This window comes from Pseudomonas sp. CGJS7, assembly GCF_036961695.1.
Genome location: NZ_JBAMDI010000023.1, coordinates 45613 through 63186 on the forward strand (window position 1 = coordinate 45613; position 17574 = coordinate 63186).

General features: G+C 66.1%; 20 protein-coding genes and 1 tRNA gene. 15 read left to right on the plus strand and 6 right to left on the minus strand.

The window, feature by feature from the left end; genetic code table 11:
• Positions 1 to 162 precede the first annotated feature (162 nt).
• Together V7787_RS16185 and V7787_RS16190 are read left to right on the plus strand one after the other, a co-directional pair.
• Positions 163 to 780, plus strand: coding sequence for a glutathione S-transferase N-terminal domain-containing protein (locus V7787_RS16185; RefSeq protein WP_336088627.1), 618 nt, complete (start codon positions 163 to 165; stop codon positions 778 to 780).
• 208 nt (positions 781 to 988) lie between these two features.
• A complete protein-coding gene (locus tag V7787_RS16190) occupies positions 989 to 1465 on the plus strand; it encodes a ClpXP protease specificity-enhancing factor (protein WP_336088674.1) in 477 nt (158 codons plus the stop codon).
• 175 nt (positions 1466 to 1640) lie between these two features.
• Here the strand turns inward: V7787_RS16190 and V7787_RS16195 are convergent, their stop codons facing one another.
• The 3 genes from V7787_RS16195 to V7787_RS16205 all read right to left on the minus strand — a co-directional run bounded on the left by V7787_RS16195 (position 1641) and on the right by V7787_RS16205 (position 3286).
• A complete protein-coding gene (locus V7787_RS16195; protein ID WP_336088628.1) occupies positions 1641 to 1964 on the minus strand; it encodes a DUF3301 domain-containing protein in 324 nt (107 codons plus the stop codon).
• Between the two features lie 162 nt (positions 1965 to 2126).
• A complete protein-coding gene (nadC, locus tag V7787_RS16200; RefSeq protein WP_336088629.1) occupies positions 2127 to 3020 on the minus strand; it encodes a carboxylating nicotinate-nucleotide diphosphorylase in 894 nt (297 codons plus the stop codon).
• Positions 3017 to 3286: a Trm112 family protein gene (locus V7787_RS16205; RefSeq protein WP_336088630.1), complete on the minus strand. Its 270-nt coding sequence runs from the start codon at positions 3284 to 3286 to the stop codon at positions 3017 to 3019. Before V7787_RS16205 ends, nadC begins: the two co-directional genes overlap by 4 nt.
• 64 nt (positions 3287 to 3350) lie before the next feature.
• Between V7787_RS16205 and purE the strand changes: the two genes are divergently transcribed.
• The 3 genes from purE to V7787_RS16220 all read left to right on the plus strand — a co-directional run bounded on the left by purE (position 3351) and on the right by V7787_RS16220 (position 5871).
• Positions 3351 to 3875, plus strand: coding sequence for a 5-(carboxyamino)imidazole ribonucleotide mutase (purE, locus tag V7787_RS16210; RefSeq protein ID WP_336088631.1), 525 nt, complete (start codon positions 3351 to 3353; stop codon positions 3873 to 3875).
• Positions 3872 to 5011 carry a 5-(carboxyamino)imidazole ribonucleotide synthase gene (locus V7787_RS16215; RefSeq protein WP_336088632.1) on the plus strand — a complete coding sequence of 380 codons (1140 nt, stop codon included), beginning with the start codon at positions 3872 to 3874 and terminating at the stop codon, positions 5009 to 5011. The genes purE and V7787_RS16215 overlap by 4 nt, the downstream gene beginning before the upstream one ends.
• A gap of 143 nt (positions 5012 to 5154) precedes the next feature.
• Complete coding sequence (locus V7787_RS16220; protein ID WP_336088633.1) at positions 5155 to 5871, plus strand: hypothetical protein; 717 nt, start codon at positions 5155 to 5157, stop codon at positions 5869 to 5871.
• Between the two features lie 71 nt (positions 5872 to 5942).
• On the opposite strand, the gene V7787_RS16225 is transcribed toward V7787_RS16220, so the two are convergent.
• Complete coding sequence (locus V7787_RS16225) at positions 5943 to 6521, minus strand: superoxide dismutase (protein ID WP_336088634.1); 579 nt, start codon at positions 6519 to 6521, stop codon at positions 5943 to 5945.
• A 193-nt stretch (positions 6522 to 6714) separates the two neighbouring features.
• Here V7787_RS16225 and grxD point away from each other — a divergent pair, with 193 nt between their 5' ends.
• The 6 genes from grxD (at position 6715) to V7787_RS16255 (ending at position 13775) form a co-directional block, all read left to right on the plus strand.
• Positions 6715 to 7035, plus strand: a complete 321-nt coding sequence (grxD, locus tag V7787_RS16230; protein WP_336088635.1) for a Grx4 family monothiol glutaredoxin — start codon at positions 6715 to 6717, stop codon at positions 7033 to 7035.
• A complete protein-coding gene (locus V7787_RS16235) occupies positions 7032 to 7793 on the plus strand; it encodes an SDR family NAD(P)-dependent oxidoreductase (protein WP_336088636.1) in 762 nt (253 codons plus the stop codon). Before grxD ends, V7787_RS16235 begins: the two co-directional genes overlap by 4 nt.
• Positions 7794 to 7805: 12 nt before the next feature.
• Complete coding sequence (locus V7787_RS16240) at positions 7806 to 8399, plus strand: YhgN family NAAT transporter (RefSeq protein ID WP_336088637.1); 594 nt, start codon at positions 7806 to 7808, stop codon at positions 8397 to 8399.
• Between the two features lie 397 nt (positions 8400 to 8796).
• Positions 8797 to 12006: a TonB-dependent receptor gene (locus V7787_RS16245; protein ID WP_336088638.1), complete on the plus strand. Its 3210-nt coding sequence runs from the start codon at positions 8797 to 8799 to the stop codon at positions 12004 to 12006.
• 210 nt (positions 12007 to 12216) lie between these two features.
• On the plus strand, positions 12217 to 13599 hold the full coding sequence (ppnN, locus tag V7787_RS16250; protein WP_336088639.1) for a nucleotide 5'-monophosphate nucleosidase PpnN: 1383 nt from the start codon (positions 12217 to 12219) through the stop codon (positions 13597 to 13599).
• Positions 13600 to 13698: 99 nt separating this feature from the next.
• Positions 13699 to 13775 (plus strand) — tRNA-Asn (locus tag V7787_RS16255).
• Here V7787_RS16255 and V7787_RS16260 read toward each other — a convergent pair.
• Both V7787_RS16260 and V7787_RS16265 read right to left on the minus strand, forming a co-directional pair.
• Positions 13738 to 14013: a hypothetical protein gene (locus V7787_RS16260; RefSeq protein WP_336088640.1), complete on the minus strand. Its 276-nt coding sequence runs from the start codon at positions 14011 to 14013 to the stop codon at positions 13738 to 13740. The genes V7787_RS16255 and V7787_RS16260 overlap by 38 nt on opposite strands.
• Before the next feature lie 5 nt (positions 14014 to 14018).
• Positions 14019 to 14555, minus strand: a complete 537-nt coding sequence (locus V7787_RS16265) for a GspH/FimT family protein (RefSeq protein ID WP_336088641.1) — start codon at positions 14553 to 14555, stop codon at positions 14019 to 14021.
• 229 nt (positions 14556 to 14784) lie between these two features.
• On the opposite strand from V7787_RS16265, the gene V7787_RS16270 reads away from it, so the two are divergent.
• From V7787_RS16270 to V7787_RS16285, 4 genes are read left to right on the plus strand one after another with little or no spacing between them, the layout of a single operon-like run.
• Positions 14785 to 15318 (plus strand): GspH/FimT family pseudopilin, encoded by a 534-nt coding sequence (locus tag V7787_RS16270; RefSeq protein WP_336088642.1) that lies wholly within the window; start codon positions 14785 to 14787, stop codon positions 15316 to 15318.
• Positions 15315 to 15806 (plus strand): type IV pilus modification protein PilV, encoded by a 492-nt coding sequence (gene pilV, locus V7787_RS16275; protein ID WP_336088643.1) that lies wholly within the window; start codon positions 15315 to 15317, stop codon positions 15804 to 15806. Before V7787_RS16270 ends, pilV begins: the two co-directional genes overlap by 4 nt.
• Entirely contained in the window at positions 15803 to 17026 is a 1224-nt protein-coding gene (locus V7787_RS16280; RefSeq protein ID WP_336088644.1) for a PilW family protein, read from the plus strand. The genes pilV and V7787_RS16280 overlap by 4 nt, the downstream gene beginning before the upstream one ends.
• A gap of 8 nt (positions 17027 to 17034) precedes the next feature.
• Complete coding sequence (locus tag V7787_RS16285) at positions 17035 to 17571, plus strand: pilus assembly PilX family protein (protein ID WP_336088645.1); 537 nt, start codon at positions 17035 to 17037, stop codon at positions 17569 to 17571.
• Positions 17572 to 17574: the final 3 nt, after the last annotated feature.

Sequence of the window (17574 nt, forward strand, 5' to 3'; positions counted from 1 at the left end):
GGGTTTTCCGCTAGGGTTGTCGGTCTAGCGAGCCGACAGCTTCAGCAAAGCTGGACGGGTACAGGCTCGGGGCCGTGACGACCTTCCACAGAGGGTGGAGGGCGTCTTGCGACTGGCGGATTCCGGTCGCTGGAGAGGTCGATGATGGCGGCGAGCCCCCGTATGCGTAATGCCCTGACTCTGTTTTCGTCCACCGATTGCGTGCTGTGCCACCGCGTCAGGCTGGTTCTGGCGGCCAAGGGCGTCACCTACGATCTGATCCCGGTCGACCCGCAGAATCCGCCCGAAGACCTCGTCGATCTCAACCCCTACCACTCGGTGCCGACCCTGGTCGAACGCGACCTGGTGCTGTACGCCGCCAGCGTGGTCAGCGAATACCTGGACGAGCGCTACCCGCATCCGCCGCTGATGCCGGTCGATCCGCTCTCGCGCGCCCGCCTGCGCTTGGCGATGCTGCGCCTGGAGCACGACTGGGTGCCGCAGGTGCAGGCCATCCAGATGGGCAACAAGGTCCAGGCCGAGGCCGCACGCAAGCGGCTCAAGGAACTGCTGACCGCGTCGGTGCCGCTGTTCAAGGCCAGCAAGTTCTTCCTCAACCCGGAAATGAGCCTGGCCGACTGCGCCATGGCGCCGATCATCTGGCGCCTGCCGTCGCTGGACGTGCCGCTGCCGAAGGACGGCAAGGCGATCGAGGATTACGGCAACCGGATCTTCCGCAACCCCGGCTTCACCCGCAGCCTGACCGACCAAGAGCGCAAGCTGCGCGAGATGCCGGCTTAAGGCGCCGATTCGGCAGCCCGATTCCGCCGAAATCCCCTCGGCTCGCATGCGCGCGGCGAGCCGGCCGCGCGGTCGCCGCGACGGGCGCGCCGAGCGTCGGCGAACCGAGCCTTCGCCGCGGGCGGGACGTGCAACGAAGCGGTTTCCGACCGCCTGCCGGCCGGCGCTTTAGCGTTAAAATGCGCGCATGACCGAAAGCAGCGCACCGATGACCAGCCACCGCCCCTACCTGTTGCGGGCGCTGTACGAGTGGATCGCCGACAACGGCATGACCCCGCACCTGCTGGTCGATGCCACCCGTCCGGCGGTGCAGGTGCCGGCGCACGCGGTCAAGGACGGCAAGATCGTGCTCAACGTCGCCGCGCGCGCGGTCTCGCATCTGGAAATGGGCAACGACTTCATCCGTTTCAGCGCCCGCTTCGGCGGCGTCAGCCATCCGGTGTCGGTGCCGGTCGGCGCGGTGCTGGCGATCTACGCGCGCGAAACCGGGCAGGGCATGGCCTTGCCGGAAGACGTGAACCTGGGCGAAGACGGGTTGGATGAGGATCTGGACGACGCCGAGTCGGTGTCGCCGCCGATGCTCAGCGCCGTGCCCAGCGACCCCGCGTCGGAAGGCGACGACGACGGCCCGCAGCCGCCGACGCCCTCGCCGCGTCGCGGCGGGCATTTGCGCATCGTCAAGTAAGTCGTTGCTCTCCCTTCTCCCGCCTAGCGGGAGAAGGTGCCCGGAGGGCGGATGAGGGCGCGCGACAGTTACGCTCCTTCGCAGGCCAGGCCACGCATGCCCTCACCCCAGCCCTCTCAGCCTTGCACACCCTTCGGGCGCCGCAAGCGGGAGAGGGAGCAAGAGCAAAAGCGGCTCAGTGCAACTGCGTCGGCTCTCTCGACACCGGCCCGCTAAACGCAACCAACTTATCCCCACGCAAAATCAACCGGCCAATGTGCCGATCCTCGCCATCGATCGAATAATCGAACCGAAACGTCCGCTCGAACCCGAGCCACCCGCTTTCCCGGCGAATCACCCGCAACCCGATCGCGTGCACGCTCTGATCCAGCCACTGCACCCCGGCTTTCGCGCAGGCATTGCGGCCGACCACCTCGGCGCGTTCGGCGGCGGCGCGCCCCGCGCTCCAGAACGAGAACGCGGCGGCGCCGAAAATCATCAGTAGGATCAAGGTAGGCATGGCATTTAGACGAGGAGTGAGCGCAGAGGAGTGAGGAGCGAGTAAAAGCATCGCCGACCGGGGATTTTTGCCTTTACTCGCTCCTCACTCCTCTGCGCTCACTCCTGGCTCCAAAGTAGGCATGGCAGGGTTCTGGAGACGGCCGGCGGCGAACGCAAGGCCTCAACCGGCCGCGGCGGCCGGCGGCGGGCCGAGTTTCAGCGAAAGGTCGATGGCGCGCACATGTTTGGTCAGCGCGCCGATCGAGATGCAGTCCACGCCGTCTTCGGCGATGCCGCGCAGGGTGGTGAAGTCCACGCCGCCCGACACCTCCAGCGGGATCCGCCCGTCGAACGGCGATGCGTGCGCGATCGCCACCGCGGCGCGGCGGTCGTCGGCGGAGAAGTCGTCGATCAGGATGCGGTCGCAGCCGTGGCTCAGCGCCTCGCGCAGTTGGTCGAGGGTCTCGACCTCGACGATCAGCGGCAGCGCCGGATGTTTGGCCCGCGCCGCGCCGATCGCCGCGGCGATCGAGCCGGCCGCGCGGATGTGGTTTTCCTTGAGCATCACCGCGTCGTACAAACCGATGCGGTGATTGACCCCGCCGCCGACCCGGACCGCGTACTTCTGCGCCAGGCGCAGCCCGGGCAGGGTCTTGCGGGTGTCGAGGATCTTGGCGCCGGTGCCGGCGACGGCGGCGACGTACTGCGAGGTGACCGTGGCCACCGCCGACAGGGTCTGCATGAAGTTCAACGAGGCGCGCTCGGCGCTGACCAGGGCGCGGGCGCGGCCCTGCAAGGTGGCCAGGACCGTGCCCTTGGCGACGGATTGGCCCTCGGCCACCCGCCAGTCGATCCGGACCATCGGGTCCAGCGCGCGATGGCAGGCCTCGAACCACGGCCGCCCGCACACCACCGCGTCTTCCTTGCACAGCAGGTAGGCGATATCGGCCGCGTCCGGCAGCAACTCGGCGGTGACGTCGCCGCTGCCCAGATCCTCGGCCAGGGCGTCGGCGACGTCGGCCTCGATCTCGGCCTGCGGCGGCGGGGTCAGCTCGCGCGCGTCGGCGGTGTTCATGCGCCCGGGAAACCGTCGATCTGGGCGGTGGCCAGGGCGTTTTCCGAATCCAGCAGCGCAATGCCGTCGTCGACGATGTAGACGATCTTGCGGTCGCGGGTGATCAGCGCCTCGCGCAGCGGCTGGGACTGGGCGTCGCCGCTGCCGCGGACCACGCCGCCGGCGGCGATCGCGGCATTCAGCGCCTGCAGGCCGCGGCCGTCCAGCGGCAGCAGCGGTTGGCGGGTGGTGGGGCAGACGAGCAGGTCGAGCAATTTGCGATCCATACGGTGCGGTGCCGGTACGACGGGACAGGGCGTTAGAATACGTCTTTGCGCCAAGGCACGTCCCATGTCCCCAGCCCAGAGTTCCGCCTCCACTTCCGCTCCGCAGCCGCTGGTCGGCATCGTCATGGGCTCGCGCTCGGACTGGGAGACCATGCAGCACGCCGCCGCCAAGCTCGAAGCGCTGGGCGTTCCGCATGAGGTGCGGGTGGTCTCGGCGCATCGCACCCCGGATGTGTTGTTCGAATACGCCGACACGGCCGCCTCGCGCGGTCTGCGCGCGATCATCGCCGGCGCCGGCGGCGCGGCGCATTTGCCGGGCATGCTGGCGGCCAAGACCGCGGTGCCGGTGCTCGGCGTGCCGGTGCAGTCCAAGGCGCTCAACGGCATGGACTCGCTGCTGTCGATCGTGCAGATGCCGGCCGGCATCCCGGTCGCCACTTTCGCCATCGGCAACGCCGGCGCGGCCAATGCCGCGCTGTTCGCCGCGGCCTTGCTGTCGCCCGAGCATCCCGCCATCGGCGCGGCGCTGAGCGCGTTCCGCGCCCGCCAGACCGACGACGTGCTGGCCAACGACGACCCGCGCCAATGACCACTGTCGGCATTCTCGGAGGCGGGCAGCTGGCCCGCATGCTCGCATTGTCCGGCGCGCCGCTGGGCTTGCGCTTTTTGGTGCTGGACAGCGCCGAAGACGCCTGCGCCGGCCAGTTCGCGCCGATGGTGGTCGGCGACTACACCGATCAGGCCGCGCTCGACGAATTCGCGTCCAACATCGACGTGGCCACCTTCGATTTCGAAAACGTCCCGGCCGAATCGGCGCATTGGCTGGCCGAGCGCCGTCCGGTGTTCCCGAGCCCGCGCGCGCTGTCGGTGGCGCAGGACCGCCTGGCCGAGAAGACCCTGTTCGTCGACCTCGGCATCCCGGTGCCGGATTTCGCCGCGATCAGCACCCGTGAGTCGCTCGACGCCGCATTGGCCAAGATCGGCACGCCCTGCATCCTCAAGACCCGCCGCCTGGGTTACGACGGCAAGGGCCAGTTCCGGATCAAGACCCCGGCCGACGCCGATGCGGCCTGGGCCGCGCTCGGCGCGCAGGCGGAGAAGGTCGGCCTGATCCTGGAAGGCTTCGTCGCCTTCGAGCGCGAACTGTCGGTGGTCGCCGTGCGCGGCCGCGACGGCGAATTCCGCGCCTGGCCGCTGACCGAAAACTGGCATGTCGACGGCGTGCTGTCGGCGAGCCTGGCGCCCGCGCGCGCCGATGAGGCGCTGGCCGCGACCGCGATCGCGCACGCGCGCAAACTCGCCGACGCCCTGGATTACGTCGGCGTGTTCGCGCTGGAACTGTTCTGCCGCGACGGCGTGCTGCTGGCCAACGAACTAGCCCCGCGCGTGCACAACTCCGGCCACTGGACCATCGAAGGCGCCGAGACCTCGCAATTCCAGAATCACCTGCGCGCCGTGCTCGGCCTGCCGCTGGGCGATACCCGCATGCTCGGCCACGCCTGCATGCTCAACTGGATCGGCGCGATGCCCGAAGCAGGCGCGGTGTTGAGCGAAGCCGGCGGGCATTGGCACGACTACGGCAAGCAGCCGCGCGACGGTCGCAAAGTGGGGCATGCGACATTGCGCGCGGATTCGCCGCAGGAATTGGCCGATGCCTTGGGCCGGGTCGGCGATGCGCTCGATCGGCGTGCGCAGGTCGAGCCGGTGATCGCGCGGTTGGCGTGACCGGCGCGGACTGAATTCGTCGCCCGCCGGATCGTGGCGGGCGTCGAAACCAGCGCAGGCTTCGTTTGGCGTGATAGCGCTGAGTGGTACCGCGCTGCCTTTTGTTTTCGTGTGCAGTCGAATGCAAGGAATGCATCAGTCCCATGATCATCGCCCCCACACGCCGCCGGCGCCGCGCGAGGCATAAACCGGCCTGGTTATTGCGTCCGGACGGCCTGTACATCATCGCCTTGTTGTTGTTCCTGGGCGCGCTGGTCTGGATGCTGCTGGTCGACTTGATGTGCGGCATCGGCGGCGATTGTTCCTGCGCAGGATCGGGCGCGTCGGCGCAATGGAAGATCGCCGGGCGCGTCTGGCTGGGCTTGACGGCGCTGGCCTTCGTCCTGGCCGCTGCTTATCTGCGGCGGTATGGCGCCTGGTTGCGCCGCGAGCGCAGGACCACCTGGCCGAAATTGATCGGCAATGCGTTCGTGTTTTCGGTGATGGGCGCGATGCTGGTGTCGCTGCACGTCATCGGATGGGCGAACATCACCGGCCCGCAGCGGCCAGCTCATTACCAGGGGCCGGTAATCGACAAGAGGGTTCATCGCGGTAAATCGACCAGTTACGAGGTGGTCGTGCGCGACGTCGCTCGCGATCAGGACATCAGAATCGGCGTGGGCGGACTGGTGTACGACGCGGTCCGCATCGGCGATACGGCCAGTTGCGAATGGCTGACGGGCCGCTGGGGCATGGTGTACCGCTGGGAGCGCGGCGGCCCGCGCGGTTGCGACTTCCGCGCGTCCGCGCTTTCCGGCGCCAGCGGGGTGGCGGGCGGCCCGTCGCGCTGCGGCCAGACGGCCGGCTGCGATCGCCGCTGAGCCGTGCGCCATGGCCAAAATAAAACGGCCGGGTTTCCCCGGCCGTTTCGGTATCGCGATGAGGCCGCGGCTTACTTCAGGTTCGAAGCCACGAAGTCCCAGTTGACCAGGTTCCAGAACGCCTCGACGTACTTCGGACGGGCGTTGCGGTAGTCGATGTAGTAGGCGTGTTCCCACACGTCGCAGGTCAGCAGCGCGGTGTCTTCGCCGGTCAGCGGGGTGGCGGCGTTGGGGGTGCTGACCAGGGCGACCGAGCCGTCCGGGCGCTGCACCAGCCAAGCCCAGCCCGAGCCGAAGGTGCCGATGGCGGTCTTGGTGAACTCTTCCTTGAACTTGGCGAAATCGCCGAAGGCCTTGTTGATGAGTTCGGCCAGCTTGCCGGTCGGCTCGCCGCCGCCCTTGGGCGACAGGCAGTTCCAGTAGAAGGTGTGGTTCCAGATCTGCGCGGCGTTGTTGAACATGCCGCCCTGCGACTTCTTGATGATCTCTTCCAGCGACAGCGAGGCGAACTCGGTGCCTTCGATCATCTTGTTGAGATTGTCGACGTAGGCCTTGTGGTGCTTGCCGTAGTGGAAGTCGATGGTCTCGCCGGAGATGGTGGGTTCCAGCGCGGTGCGGTCGTAGGGCAGGGCAGGCAATTCGATGGCCATTGGCGGGCTCCTAAAGATTCAAGGGGGGCTGGCTAGCGGAGGACGCCGCGGCCGGCGTTCCGCCCCCGGGACGATGGAGTTCCGGGCCGGGACGCGTCGGCGGCGCCATGAAGGCTTACAATTCATATTCTATCCCCACGTTTGCTTACCGAACCGTCAAAGTCGGCAACAAACCTTCGCAGGAGCAGTACCCATGTCCGTGATGGAACGGATTCAGGCCGAAGTCGAAGCCCATCCGATCGTGCTTTTCATGAAGGGCACCGCGCAGTTTCCGATGTGCGGCTTTTCCAGCCGCGCCGTGCAGGCGCTCAAGTCCGCCGGCGCGACCGCGCTGCACACCGTCAACGTGCTGGAAGATCCGGAAATCCGCGCCAATTTGCCGCGTTATTCGAACTGGCCGACGTTCCCGCAGTTGTTCATCCACGGCGAGTTGATCGGCGGTTGCGACATCACCCTGGAGCTGTTCGAGTCCGGTGAACTGGCGCGCATGATCAGCGAGACCCAATCGCAGTGAGTTCCGCTACCGCCAGCCCGAATGCCGCATCCGACGGCGCGCCGCGGGCGTTGGCCGAGCGCGTGGTGCTGGTCACCGGCGCCAACGGCGGCCTGGGCGCGGCCGCGGCCCAGGCCTGCGCCAGCGCCGGCGCCACGGTGGTGTTGCTGGGCCGCAAAGTGCCCAAGTTGAACCGGGTCTACGACGCGCTGCTGCCGCTGGGCCCGGAACCGCTGTTGTATCCGCTGGACCTGGAAGGCGCCCAGCCCGACGACTACGCCGAGATGGCCGCGCGGATCGAAAGCGAGCTCGGCCGTCTGGACGGCGTGCTGCATTGCGCCGCCGATTTCCCCGGCCTGACCCCGCTGGCGCAGACCGATCCGGCCGCGTTCGCGCGCGCCGTGCACGTCAATCTGACCGCGCCGTGGTGGCTGTCGCAGGCCTGCCTGCCGCTGCTGGCCAAGTCCGCCGACGCCGCCCTGGTGTTCGCCCTGGACGACCCGCAGCGGGTCGGACAGGCCTATTGGGGCGGGTACGGCGCTGCCCAGCACGGTCTGGCCGCGCTGGTCGGCATGCTGCATGCCGAGTTGGCCAATTCCTCGATCCGGGTCGCCGGCCTGCGCCCCGGGCCGATGCGCACGCCGCTGCGTTCGCGCGCCTATGTCGAAGAAAACGACCGCTCCGCGCGCGAACCGGGCGCTTATGCCCCGGCCTGCGTGAGTCTGCTCTCGGCCGAGGGCGCGGCGCACCGCGGCCAGGTCTGGGCTCCGAGCCTGTAAGGCCGCGTCGCCATGACCATCGCTTCGGCCGCGCTGCTGTTGTTCATCATCCTCGACCCGCTGGGCAACATCCCGGTGTTCCTGAGCCTGTTGCGCGGGCTGCCGCCCAAGCGCCAGCGGATCGTGCTGGCGCGCGAGCTGCTGATCGCGCTGGGCGTGCTGATGCTGTTCCTGTGGGGCGGCAAATACGCCCTGGAGCTGATGCATCTGCGCCAGGAATCGGTCTCGATCGCCGGCGGCATCGTCTTGTTCCTGATCGGCATCCGGATGATCTTCCCGCCGCCGGAAGGGCTGATGGGCGAGATCCCCGACGGCGAGCCGTTCATCGTGCCGATGGCGATCCCCTTGGTCGCCGGTCCCTCGGGCATGGCCGCGGTCATGCTGATGGGCAGCAACGACCCCTCGCGCCTGGGCGACTGGAGCCTGGCGCTGATGATCGCCTGGGGCGCCACCGCGGCGATCCTGTTCTCGGCCACCGTTCTGTACAAGCTGCTGGGCCGGCGCGCCTTGATCGCGATCGAGCGCCTGATGGGCATGTTGCTGGTGGCGATTTCGGTGCAGATGATCCTGGACGGCCTGGGGGCTTATTTGCCGGGACCGCCCTGACGGCTGGTAATCGCTGAGGCGCGAACTGAGGCCTGCCGATCCGGCGGGCCTCGTCGTTTAGGGCGGCAAACCCTGAATCTGCATCGCCGCCATACGCTGGCGGCACCTAACTGGCACCTCCCGCGCGCCCGCTTATACAACTTTGCGCTGCGTGCCGGTTCACCTGTGGACGCCATCACCGTGTGACAAGGCTTGATGTCGGTCACGTCTCTGTCACACAGCCTGCCTAGCCTGTTAAACTGCTGTTAACCCGGCCGGCCACAGGTCGCGCGGGTCAGGGGCTAGCCATTCCAAAAAACCTCGTGCAAGGCAGCGGCGCGAAGCCGCGCCTGCCGATAACTCGCCACGCATTCCACCTCCTGAGGCCACTGTAATGACTCATCCGAACCGCGTCCGCATGTCCAAGCTCACGCTTGGCTTGCTCGCAGTACTCGCCACCGCTCCGGTATTCGCGCAGAGCACCTCCGCCGGCATCGCCGGCCGCGTGCTCGGCAGCGACGGCCAGCCGGTGCCGAACGCCGAAGTGACGATCACCCACACCGAGTCGGGCACCGTCAGCCGCGCCACCACCGGCGCCGACGGCCGTTACAACGCGCGCGGTCTGCGCGTGGGCGGCCCGTACACCGTCGTCATCAACAAGGAAGGCGCCGGCACCGCGAGTCAGGATGGCGTTTACCTGAACCTGGACAAGGTCAACGAAGTCGACGTGGCCCTGAACAACTCGGTCACCACCCTGGACTCGGTCCAGGCCGTGGCCGGCCTGGGTTCGGAAGTGTTCTCCTCCAACAAGATGGGCGCCGGCTCGATCGTCACCCGCGAACAGCTGGAGTCGATGCCGACCGTCAACCGCAACCTGCAGGACTTCGTCCGCCTCGATCCGCGCGTTGTGCAGACCGACAAGTCGCGCAATGAGATCTCGGTCGGCGGCCAGAACCCGCGTTACAACGTGATCCGCGTCGACGGCATCAGCACCAACGACTCCTTCGGCCTGGGCGGCAACGGCCTGCCGACGCCGAAGCAGCCGTTCTCGATGGACGTGATCGACGAAGTCTCCATCGACGTGGCCAACTACGACGTCACCATCGCCGGCGGCACCGGCGGCGTGATCAACGCCGTCACCAAGTCGGGCACCAACGAATTCCACGGTTCGGTCTACGGCATCTACCGCGACAACGACTGGTCGGGCAAGAACCAGAACGACGTGCGTCCGAAGCTGTTCGACAGCGAAAGCACCTACGGCGGCACCTTCGGCGGCCCGCTGGTCAAGGACAAGCTGTTCTTCTTCGCCAACTACGAGAAGTACACCGGCAAGGAAGTGTTCACCGGCAACTCCAGCTTCGGTCCTCCGGGCTCGGGCGCCAACAACATCGTCAACATCACCAACGAACAGATCGCCGAGATCATCGACATCTCCAAGTCCAAGTGGGGCTTCGATCCGGGTGGTCTGGCGCTGCCTTCGCTCGACACCAAGAGCGAGGAATACGGCATCAAGTTCGACTGGAACATCAACGACAAGCACCGCGCCAACTTCCGTTACGCGCAGAGCAAGCAGAGCACCGCGTTCCTGCAGGGCTTCGGCACCAACACCCTGGCGCTGAGCTCGTACCACTACGTGCAGGACTTCGAGTTCAAGACCTACACCGCGCAGCTGTTCAGCGACTGGACCGACAACTTCTCCACCGAAGCCAAGGTCTCGTACCGCGACTACTCGGCGGTGCGCAACCCGCAGTTCGATCTGCCGCAGATCGGCGTGCGCGTGGGCAACAACACCCTGAACTTCGGCACCGAAGAGAACACCCACGCCAACATCCTGGAAACCAAGACCTGGAACGGTTTCTTCGCCGGTAACCTGTTCCTGGGCGACCACACCGTCAAGTTCGGCGCCGACTACGAGTCCAACGAGGTCTACAACCTGTTCGGCCGCCGCATCAACGGCGTGTACACCTTCAACTCGATCGCCGACTACCGCGCCGGCCGTTCCAGCCGTTACCAGCTGTTCGCGCCGCAGGGCGGCGACGTCGACAACATGGCCGCCGGCTTCACCCAGAAGAACCTGGGCCTGTTCGTGCAGGACACCTGGGCCGCGACCGACAAGCTGAGCCTGACCTTCGGCGTGCGCTACGACCGCGCGATGGTCGACGACCGTCCGATCTACAACGCGGCCGCGTCGAACCTGTTCGGCAGCAACAACAGCAACACCATCGACGGCAGCGATCTGTGGCAGCCGCGCTTCGGCTTCAACTACACCTTCGACGCCGAGCGCCCGACCCAGCTGCGCGGCGGTATCGGCCTGTTCAAGGGCGGCTCGCCGACGGTGTGGCTGGCTAACCCGTACTCCAACAACGGCGTGTCGTACACCGACTACGTCTACACCAACGGCATCACCAACTTCAGCCCGGATCCGGCCGCTCAGTTGGGCCTGGTCAATGCCGCGGGCGTTCGCGCCGGCGCGACCCAGTCGGTCGACTTCATCGAGAAGGACCTGAGCCTGCCGTCGGTGTGGAAGGCCAACCTGGCGTTCGATACCGAACTGCCGTGGTACGGCATCGTCGCGGCGGTCGAGGGCGTGGTCACCCAGGTCAACGACGGCCTGTACTACCAGCAGCTCAACCTCGGCGGCGTGACCCGCGTCGGTCAGGACGGCCGCAACATCTATTGGGATCCCAACGGCCTGAACCCGAACAGCTGGAACCGCGACGGCAACGCCTGCTTGCGCGAAACCGGTCTGGCCGGCGGCGCGGCTTGCGCCAACAGCGGCACCAACGCACGCGCGTTGCGTTCGGGCTTCTACAACGACGCGATCATCGCCCGCAACACCAGCAAGGGCGGCAGCGAGCAGCTGACCGTGTCGTTGAACAAGCCGTTCAACAACAGCGACTGGGCCTGGGGCGTTGCGTACACCTTCACCCACGCCACCGAAGTCAGCCCGCTGACCAGCTCGACCTCCAGCTCCAACCTGGGCAACGTCGGCGTGTTCCAGGCCAACGAAGAAGTCGCCGCGCGTTCCAGCTACGAGATCCGCGACCGCTTCACCGCGAACGTGCAGTGGAAGCACGCGTTCTTCGGCGACAACAACACCATCGTCTCGCTGGTGTACGAAGGCCGCTCGGGCCGTCCGTACAGCTACGCGTTCGACAACGACGCCAACGGCGACGGCCGCTTCAACGACCTGCTGTACATCCCCAAGGGCGTGGGCGACGTGATCTTCCGCAACCCGGCCGAAGAAGCCGCGTTCTGGAACTACGTCAACGGCAACGAGTACCTGCGCAGCCACCTGGGCCAGGTCGCCCAGCGCAACGCCGCCCGCGGCGGTTGGGTGAACCAGTTCGACCTGCACGTCTCCCAGGAACTGCCGGGCTTCTGGCAGGGCCACAAGGCCGAGCTGTCGCTGGACATCATGAACATCGGCAACCTGATCAATAAGGATTGGGGCCGGGTGGAAGAAGTGGCGTTCCCGGGCATGCGCGGCGTGGTGGACTACGGCGGCATCGATCAGGCCACCGGCAAGTACATCTACCGCTTCAACACCCCGGATCCGGAACAGATCTACGACGAGAAGGGCATCTCGCGTTGGGCGGCTCAGCTGAGCTTCCGTTACCGCTTCTGATTTTGCGGTATCGTTAGCCACGAACGACGGCCGGGGGCGACCCCGGCCGTTTTTCTTTTTATGGGGCCGCCGGTTTATCCGGACCGGGCCGGACGGGGTGGGGCGGCACGGCCGCGGACACGTCCGGCACGAGCAGGCGGCCGCCGCGGCGAAGGCCAAGCTGCTAGAGTCCTTCTTCAACTAAACGATGAAAAACCCAGAGAAAACGCAATGACCGCAACCCCCACCACGGCCGTCCTGCCGACGGTCAACGCCCGCATCTATCCCAAAGGCGGGCTCGATGTCCTGTCCCGCGACGAAGTCGCGCGCCTGCGCGATGCGTCCACCGGCATGCACGACCTGCTGCGCCGCTGCGCCCTGGCGGTGCTGACCAGCGGCAGCGCCTCCGACGACCCGCGCGCGGCGCGCGAGCTGTATCCGGACTTCGACATCGAGGTCCACCAGCAGGACCGCGGCATGCGCATCGACCTGGTCAAGGCCCCGGCCATGGCCTTCGTCGACGGCGAGATCATCCGCGGCGTCGCCGAACTGCTGTTCGCGGTGGTCCGCGACCTGGCCTATACCGCGATCGAGCTCGGCAAGGGCGGCGGCCGCGACCTGGACAGCAGCGACGGCCTCACCGATTCGGTGTTCGGCCTGCTGCGCAACGCCCGCATCCTGCACCCGGCCGATCCGAATCTGGTGGTGTGCTGGGGCGGCCACTCGATCTCGCGCGACGAATACATCTACACCAAGCAGGTCGGCTACGAGCTAGGCCTGCGCGGCCTGGACATCTGCACCGGCTGCGGCCCGGGCGCGATGAAGGGGCCGATGAAGGGCGCCACCATCGCCCACGCCAAGCAGCGCAAGCGCAACATGCGCTACATCGGCATCACCGAGCCGGGCATCATCGCCGCCGAGTCGCCGAACCCGATCGTCAATCACCTGGTGATCATGCCGGACATCGAGAAGCGCCTGGAGGCCTTCGTCCGCATGGGCCACGGCATCATCGTGTTCCCCGGCGGCGTCGGCACGGCCGAGGAAATCCTGTACCTGCTCGGGATCCTGCTGCGCGAAGAAAATGCCGGTTTGCCGTTCCCGCTGATCCTGACCGGCCCGACTGCGTCGGCGCCGTACTTCCAGCAGATCGACAAATTCCTGCGCCTGACCCTGGGCGAAGCGGCGACCTCGCGCTACGAAATCATCGTCGGCGATCCCGACCTGGTGGCCAAGCGCATGGCCCACGGCATCCGCAAGGTGCGCGAGTACCGCATCGAGCAGAAGGACTCGTTCTTCTTCAACTGGTCGATCGACATTCCGCTGGCGTTCCAGCGCCCGTTCATTCCGACCCACGAAGCCATGGCCGCGCTCGACCTGCACCACGGCCGCAAGCCGCACGAACTGGCGGCGGACCTGCGCCGCGCGTTCTCCGGCATCGTCGCCGGCAACGTCAAGGAAGACGGCATGCGCCGGATCGAGGAATTCGGCCCGTTCGAAATCCACGGCGACCCGGACATGATGCAATCGCTGGACGAACTGCTGCGGGCCTTCGTCGAGCAGCGCCGGATGAAGATCGCCGGCGAATACCGGCCGTGTTACCGCGTCGTGACCTGAGCGGGAAGCGGCCCGGAAGCCCGGTAAAACCGGCGTTGTTCATTTCTTTGCAGCGAAGTGTTGACGCCGGCCGGTTCAGTGAGCATCATATGCAGCCCCGCCCGAATAGCTCAGCCGGTTAGAGCACTTGACTGTTAATCAGGGGGTCGTTGGTTCGAGTCCAACTTCGGGCGCCAAATACCGGAAGGCCTCGCAGAAATGCGAGGCCTTTTCTTTTGTCCGGATTCTTCGGTTCGGTGCGCGTGCAGTGCGCGCCGGATGGTCGCGGGAGTGGATCGACGAATCCCGCATCGCGCTCAGATTTCGTTCGCCGAGCGCGCAGGAAGCAAGCTGCGGATGCCGATTGCGGCCAGGCGGCGCTAACGGCGTTTCGAATGGATAGCGCTGTCGCGCGAAGCCGTCGGCATCGATCACTGCATCTACTTCAACAGGCACTGTTGCGCGGCCGCGACGCTCGCCGCCTCCGTGCGCAGACTGCCTTGGTTCGACAGCCGCAACGCGACCGCTTCGCTGGGGCAGCGCACGTCGCACAGGACGAATCCGCCGCCGCTGACGATCTTGCCCGCGCGCGGTTCGAAACGAATCAGTTTGCGGCCGGCGAGGGCGCACAGGCGCAGGCCGTCGGGCAGGGCCAGGTCGCGGCGCAGCAGCCGGTCTTCCCAGTCGAACTGACCGTTGCCGTTGAGGTCGGTGAAGCCGATCCAGCCCCGGCTCCAATCGCTGCCGCCGCTGCACCGGTAGGGCAGGCCCTTGACCGGGCACAGCACCACCGACACGCCGCTGGCGACCGCGTGCCGGCTGGCCTGGGCGAACAGGCCGTTCAGGCCCAGCCGCAGCAACTCGGCGTGGGCGCTGCGGCTGGTGGCGCCCAGCGCCGCGCAGGCCATCACGCTGAGCAAGCTGACCAGCAGTACGGCGAGAACGAATTCGAACGGGTCCAGAGCTCTGCTTTGCATGGCCAATCCTTGGCTGACGGGAGTGGCGGCCAGCTTGAGGCCGCGCACGCCCAGGCCGGAACCGGGCGACAGCGCGACCGTTGGTAGGACTAAGGCGTGACGTCTGTCGGACTATTCCGAGGCACAAAACCACTGGCTAACTCCGCCAGACCGCTCGTCGGTCTGGCACCTTTTCTAGGTAATTCCGACTGTTAGCATCCTGATCGTCTTCTGGGGAAGAGAAACGCTCATGGCTAGTCGGCGCTCCGCCGGTTTCACATTGATCGAGCTCATGGTGACGATCGTCATCGCCGCGATCCTCATCGGCTTGGCCTTGCCCAGCTTCAGCGCTGCGATGCGCGCCAACCGGGTCAGCTCGGCGACCAATCTGGTTCTGGCCACGCTCAACTTCTCGCGCTCGGAAGCCTTGCGCAGCAAGAGCAGCTCGCATGTCTGTTCCAAGGACGCTACTGGCAAGGACTGCGGTGGGGATTGGAGCAATGGCATGTTGGTCTGGACCGACGAGAACAACAACGGCGGCTTCGACAAGGACACCGAGATCAAGCGCGTCGTCGATCTGCCGAAGGATGTGAAGTTCACGGTCGTGAAGGAGGACGGCAAGGTTCCCGATCTCGTTTTCGACGAACGCGGCCGTACCCAGGCGCGCAAGGCCTTCCAGATCTCGCTCGAGTCCAAAACTTGCAAGGCGAAGGAAGAGAACAAACGCGCCATCGTTGTCAGCGGCGTCGGTCGCGTTTCGGTCAAGAAGGAGACATGCGCATGAGCCGTTCCTCGCCGCTTCGCCGCGCACCGGTATCGCTCGCCCGCATGCGCGGGTTGAGCTTGATCGAGGTGCTGATGAGCGTGCTGGTGCTGGGCATCGGTCTGCTGGGTTTGGCGCTGTTGCAAACCACCAATCTGCGTCTGGCGCAGAGCAGCAACAACCGCACCATCGCCACCAATCTGTCCAGCGAGTTGATGGACGATATCCGCAGCAATCGCCTGCTGGTGAACAAGTACGTCGGCACCTTCAAGGCCGCCGACGTCTCCGCCACGTCTTGCACCAAGACCGGAACGCTCAAGCCCGAAGATCAGACCGCCGAGTTCGCGTGCAAGTTGAAGATGGCGTTGGGCCCGACCGCGGTGGGCGTGGTTACCGTTGTTACCGCGCCGAACAAGGGGCCCGCGGTGACGATCAAGATCGATTGGGACGACTCGCGCTGGAAGGTCACCGACAAAACGACCTCGTTCACCATGGAGAGCACCCTGTGAGCCATCGTCCTTCCCAAGCCGGTCTGTCGATGATCGAGCTGATGGTCGCGCTGTTGCTGAGCACGCTGCTGCTGCTCGGCCTGGTGCAGATCTTCTCGGCCTCCAAGACTTCGTTCCAGATGGCGCAAGGTCTGGCGCGGGTGCAGGAAACCTCGCGCTTCGCTCTGGATTACCTGCAGCGAGATGCGCGCCTGGCCGGGCATTTCGGTTGCGTCAACGATCAGGCCCACTTCAACTCGCCCACTCCGGGGATGTTCGGTGAGCTATTCCTGTCGGATCGAAGCAACTACAGCACGGTACCGACCGGTATCGGCAACGTCGATGCGCTGCGGTTCGATTTCTCCATTCAAGGCTTCGACGCCGTGGGTACCGCCCCCGGCGGCACGGTCGATCTGAATACGCTGGTTGCGGGTGGAAAGGCCGATTGGAGTCCGGAGTTGCCGGCCAGCCTGATGGATCTGGTGCCCAAGCCGATCAAGGGCAGCGACGTGTTGATCCTGCGCTCGCTTTCTTCCGAAAGCGCGGACATCACCGAGTTCGCTCCGGGCAAGATTTCCGTCAACGGCGCGCAATGGCCGGTATTGACTCAGGACATAGACAAAGGCGGCTTGTTCGCGATCGCCGATTGCCGCGCGGTGGTGATGTTCCACGCTACCGCAGTCGCTCCGGGCAACGCCACCAAGCCCACGGTTCTCACCATTACCAAGGGCGCGGTCAACCAAAGCGAGTTCGACGGTTCGGACACATTCGCTCCCGGTCAGTCGCGCGTGTATCGCGCCGACAGCTTCGTCTATTACGTCGGCCTCAACGACCGCGATCAGCCCTCGCTGTACCGTGCGCGCTACAACATCGAACCGGCGGCCGCGAAGGTGGTGCTGGCGGGTGGGGCGCCCGAACAACTGGTCGATGGCGTGGAGAACATGCAGTTCCTGTTCGGTCAGGATTCGGTGACCGATGCCACTCAACAGCCGATCGGCTTGATCGAGAACGTGCGCAGCGTCGCCGACCTGCTGCCGAAGGACGATCTGCGGGTGGCGTGGCAGCGAGTGGGTGCGTTGCAGGTCGGGTTGTTGGTGCGTAGCACCGATCCGGCGTCGGCGGTGCAGAAGACCACCTCGCCGCTGGCGTTGGGCACCTCGTACAAGCTTCCGGGCGACGGGCGCTACCGCAACGTGTACGAGGCCAATATCGCCTTGCGCAACCGTCTGTTCGGCAACTGAGGATGATCATGAATATCCATCGTAATCGCCGGACTCTCGCCGCAGGTGGCGGCCGCCGTTCGGGCCAGCGCGGCGCCGTGCTGTATGTCGCCTTGATCATGCTGGTGCTGCTGGCCCTGATCGGCATCACCGCGCTGCAGGTGACCGGCTTGCAGGAGCGCATGACCTCGAGCTACCGCTCGGCCAGTCTGGCGTTCCAGAACGCCGAGGGGCTGGTGCGACAAAACGAAGTGGAACTGGCGATGCAGGTCAAGAGCGGCGGCGAGTATCCGCTGGATCTGGACGAAGCGATCTGCTCGTTCGACGGATTCGATCCGTCCGCCTGGGCCAAGACGCTCAAGTACGCCGATCCGCTGCCGGCCACGCGCAAGCTGAGCTATCGCCGGCGCATCGACGAATGCGTCACCGCCGGTGGGCCTATCGGCAGCGGCAAGGAGCCGCTCAGCGAGAACACCAATCTTATTTTCCAGGTCACCGCTTACGCGGTCGATCGCGGGTCGAATCCGGGGTCCGACTCGGTCATCGACACCATTTCCGTACCTTGAGGA

What these genes read in the sequence shown, in the direction of transcription:
- V7787_RS16185 (WP_336088627.1), top strand. Translation starts at nt 163, where the DNA reads ATGCGTAATGCCCTGACTCTGTTTTCGTCCACCGATTGCGTGCTGTGC.
- V7787_RS16190 (WP_336088674.1), top strand. Translation starts at nt 989, where the DNA reads ATGACCAGCCACCGCCCCTACCTGTTGCGGGCGCTGTACGAGTGGATC.
- V7787_RS16195 (WP_336088628.1), bottom strand. Translation starts at nt 1,964, where the DNA reads ATGCCTACCTTGATCCTACTGATGATTTTCGGCGCCGCCGCGTTCTCG.
- nadC (WP_336088629.1), bottom strand. Translation starts at nt 3,020, where the DNA reads ATGAACACCGCCGACGCGCGCGAGCTGACCCCGCCGCCGCAGGCCGAG.
- V7787_RS16205 (WP_336088630.1), bottom strand. Translation starts at nt 3,286, where the DNA reads ATGGATCGCAAATTGCTCGACCTGCTCGTCTGCCCCACCACCCGCCAA.
- purE (WP_336088631.1), top strand. Translation starts at nt 3,351, where the DNA reads ATGTCCCCAGCCCAGAGTTCCGCCTCCACTTCCGCTCCGCAGCCGCTG.
- V7787_RS16215 (WP_336088632.1), top strand. Translation starts at nt 3,872, where the DNA reads ATGACCACTGTCGGCATTCTCGGAGGCGGGCAGCTGGCCCGCATGCTC.
- V7787_RS16220 (WP_336088633.1), top strand. Translation starts at nt 5,155, where the DNA reads ATGATCATCGCCCCCACACGCCGCCGGCGCCGCGCGAGGCATAAACCG.
- V7787_RS16225 (WP_336088634.1), bottom strand. Translation starts at nt 6,521, where the DNA reads ATGGCCATCGAATTGCCTGCCCTGCCCTACGACCGCACCGCGCTGGAA.
- grxD (WP_336088635.1), top strand. Translation starts at nt 6,715, where the DNA reads ATGTCCGTGATGGAACGGATTCAGGCCGAAGTCGAAGCCCATCCGATC.
- V7787_RS16240 (WP_336088637.1), top strand. Translation starts at nt 7,806, where the DNA reads ATGACCATCGCTTCGGCCGCGCTGCTGTTGTTCATCATCCTCGACCCG.
- V7787_RS16245 (WP_336088638.1), top strand. Translation starts at nt 8,797, where the DNA reads ATGTCCAAGCTCACGCTTGGCTTGCTCGCAGTACTCGCCACCGCTCCG.
- ppnN (WP_336088639.1), top strand. Translation starts at nt 12,217, where the DNA reads ATGACCGCAACCCCCACCACGGCCGTCCTGCCGACGGTCAACGCCCGC.
- V7787_RS16265 (WP_336088641.1), bottom strand. Translation starts at nt 14,555, where the DNA reads ATGCAAAGCAGAGCTCTGGACCCGTTCGAATTCGTTCTCGCCGTACTG.
- V7787_RS16270 (WP_336088642.1), top strand. Translation starts at nt 14,785, where the DNA reads ATGGCTAGTCGGCGCTCCGCCGGTTTCACATTGATCGAGCTCATGGTG.
- pilV (WP_336088643.1), top strand. Translation starts at nt 15,315, where the DNA reads ATGAGCCGTTCCTCGCCGCTTCGCCGCGCACCGGTATCGCTCGCCCGC.
- V7787_RS16285 (WP_336088645.1), top strand. Translation starts at nt 17,035, where the DNA reads ATGAATATCCATCGTAATCGCCGGACTCTCGCCGCAGGTGGCGGCCGC.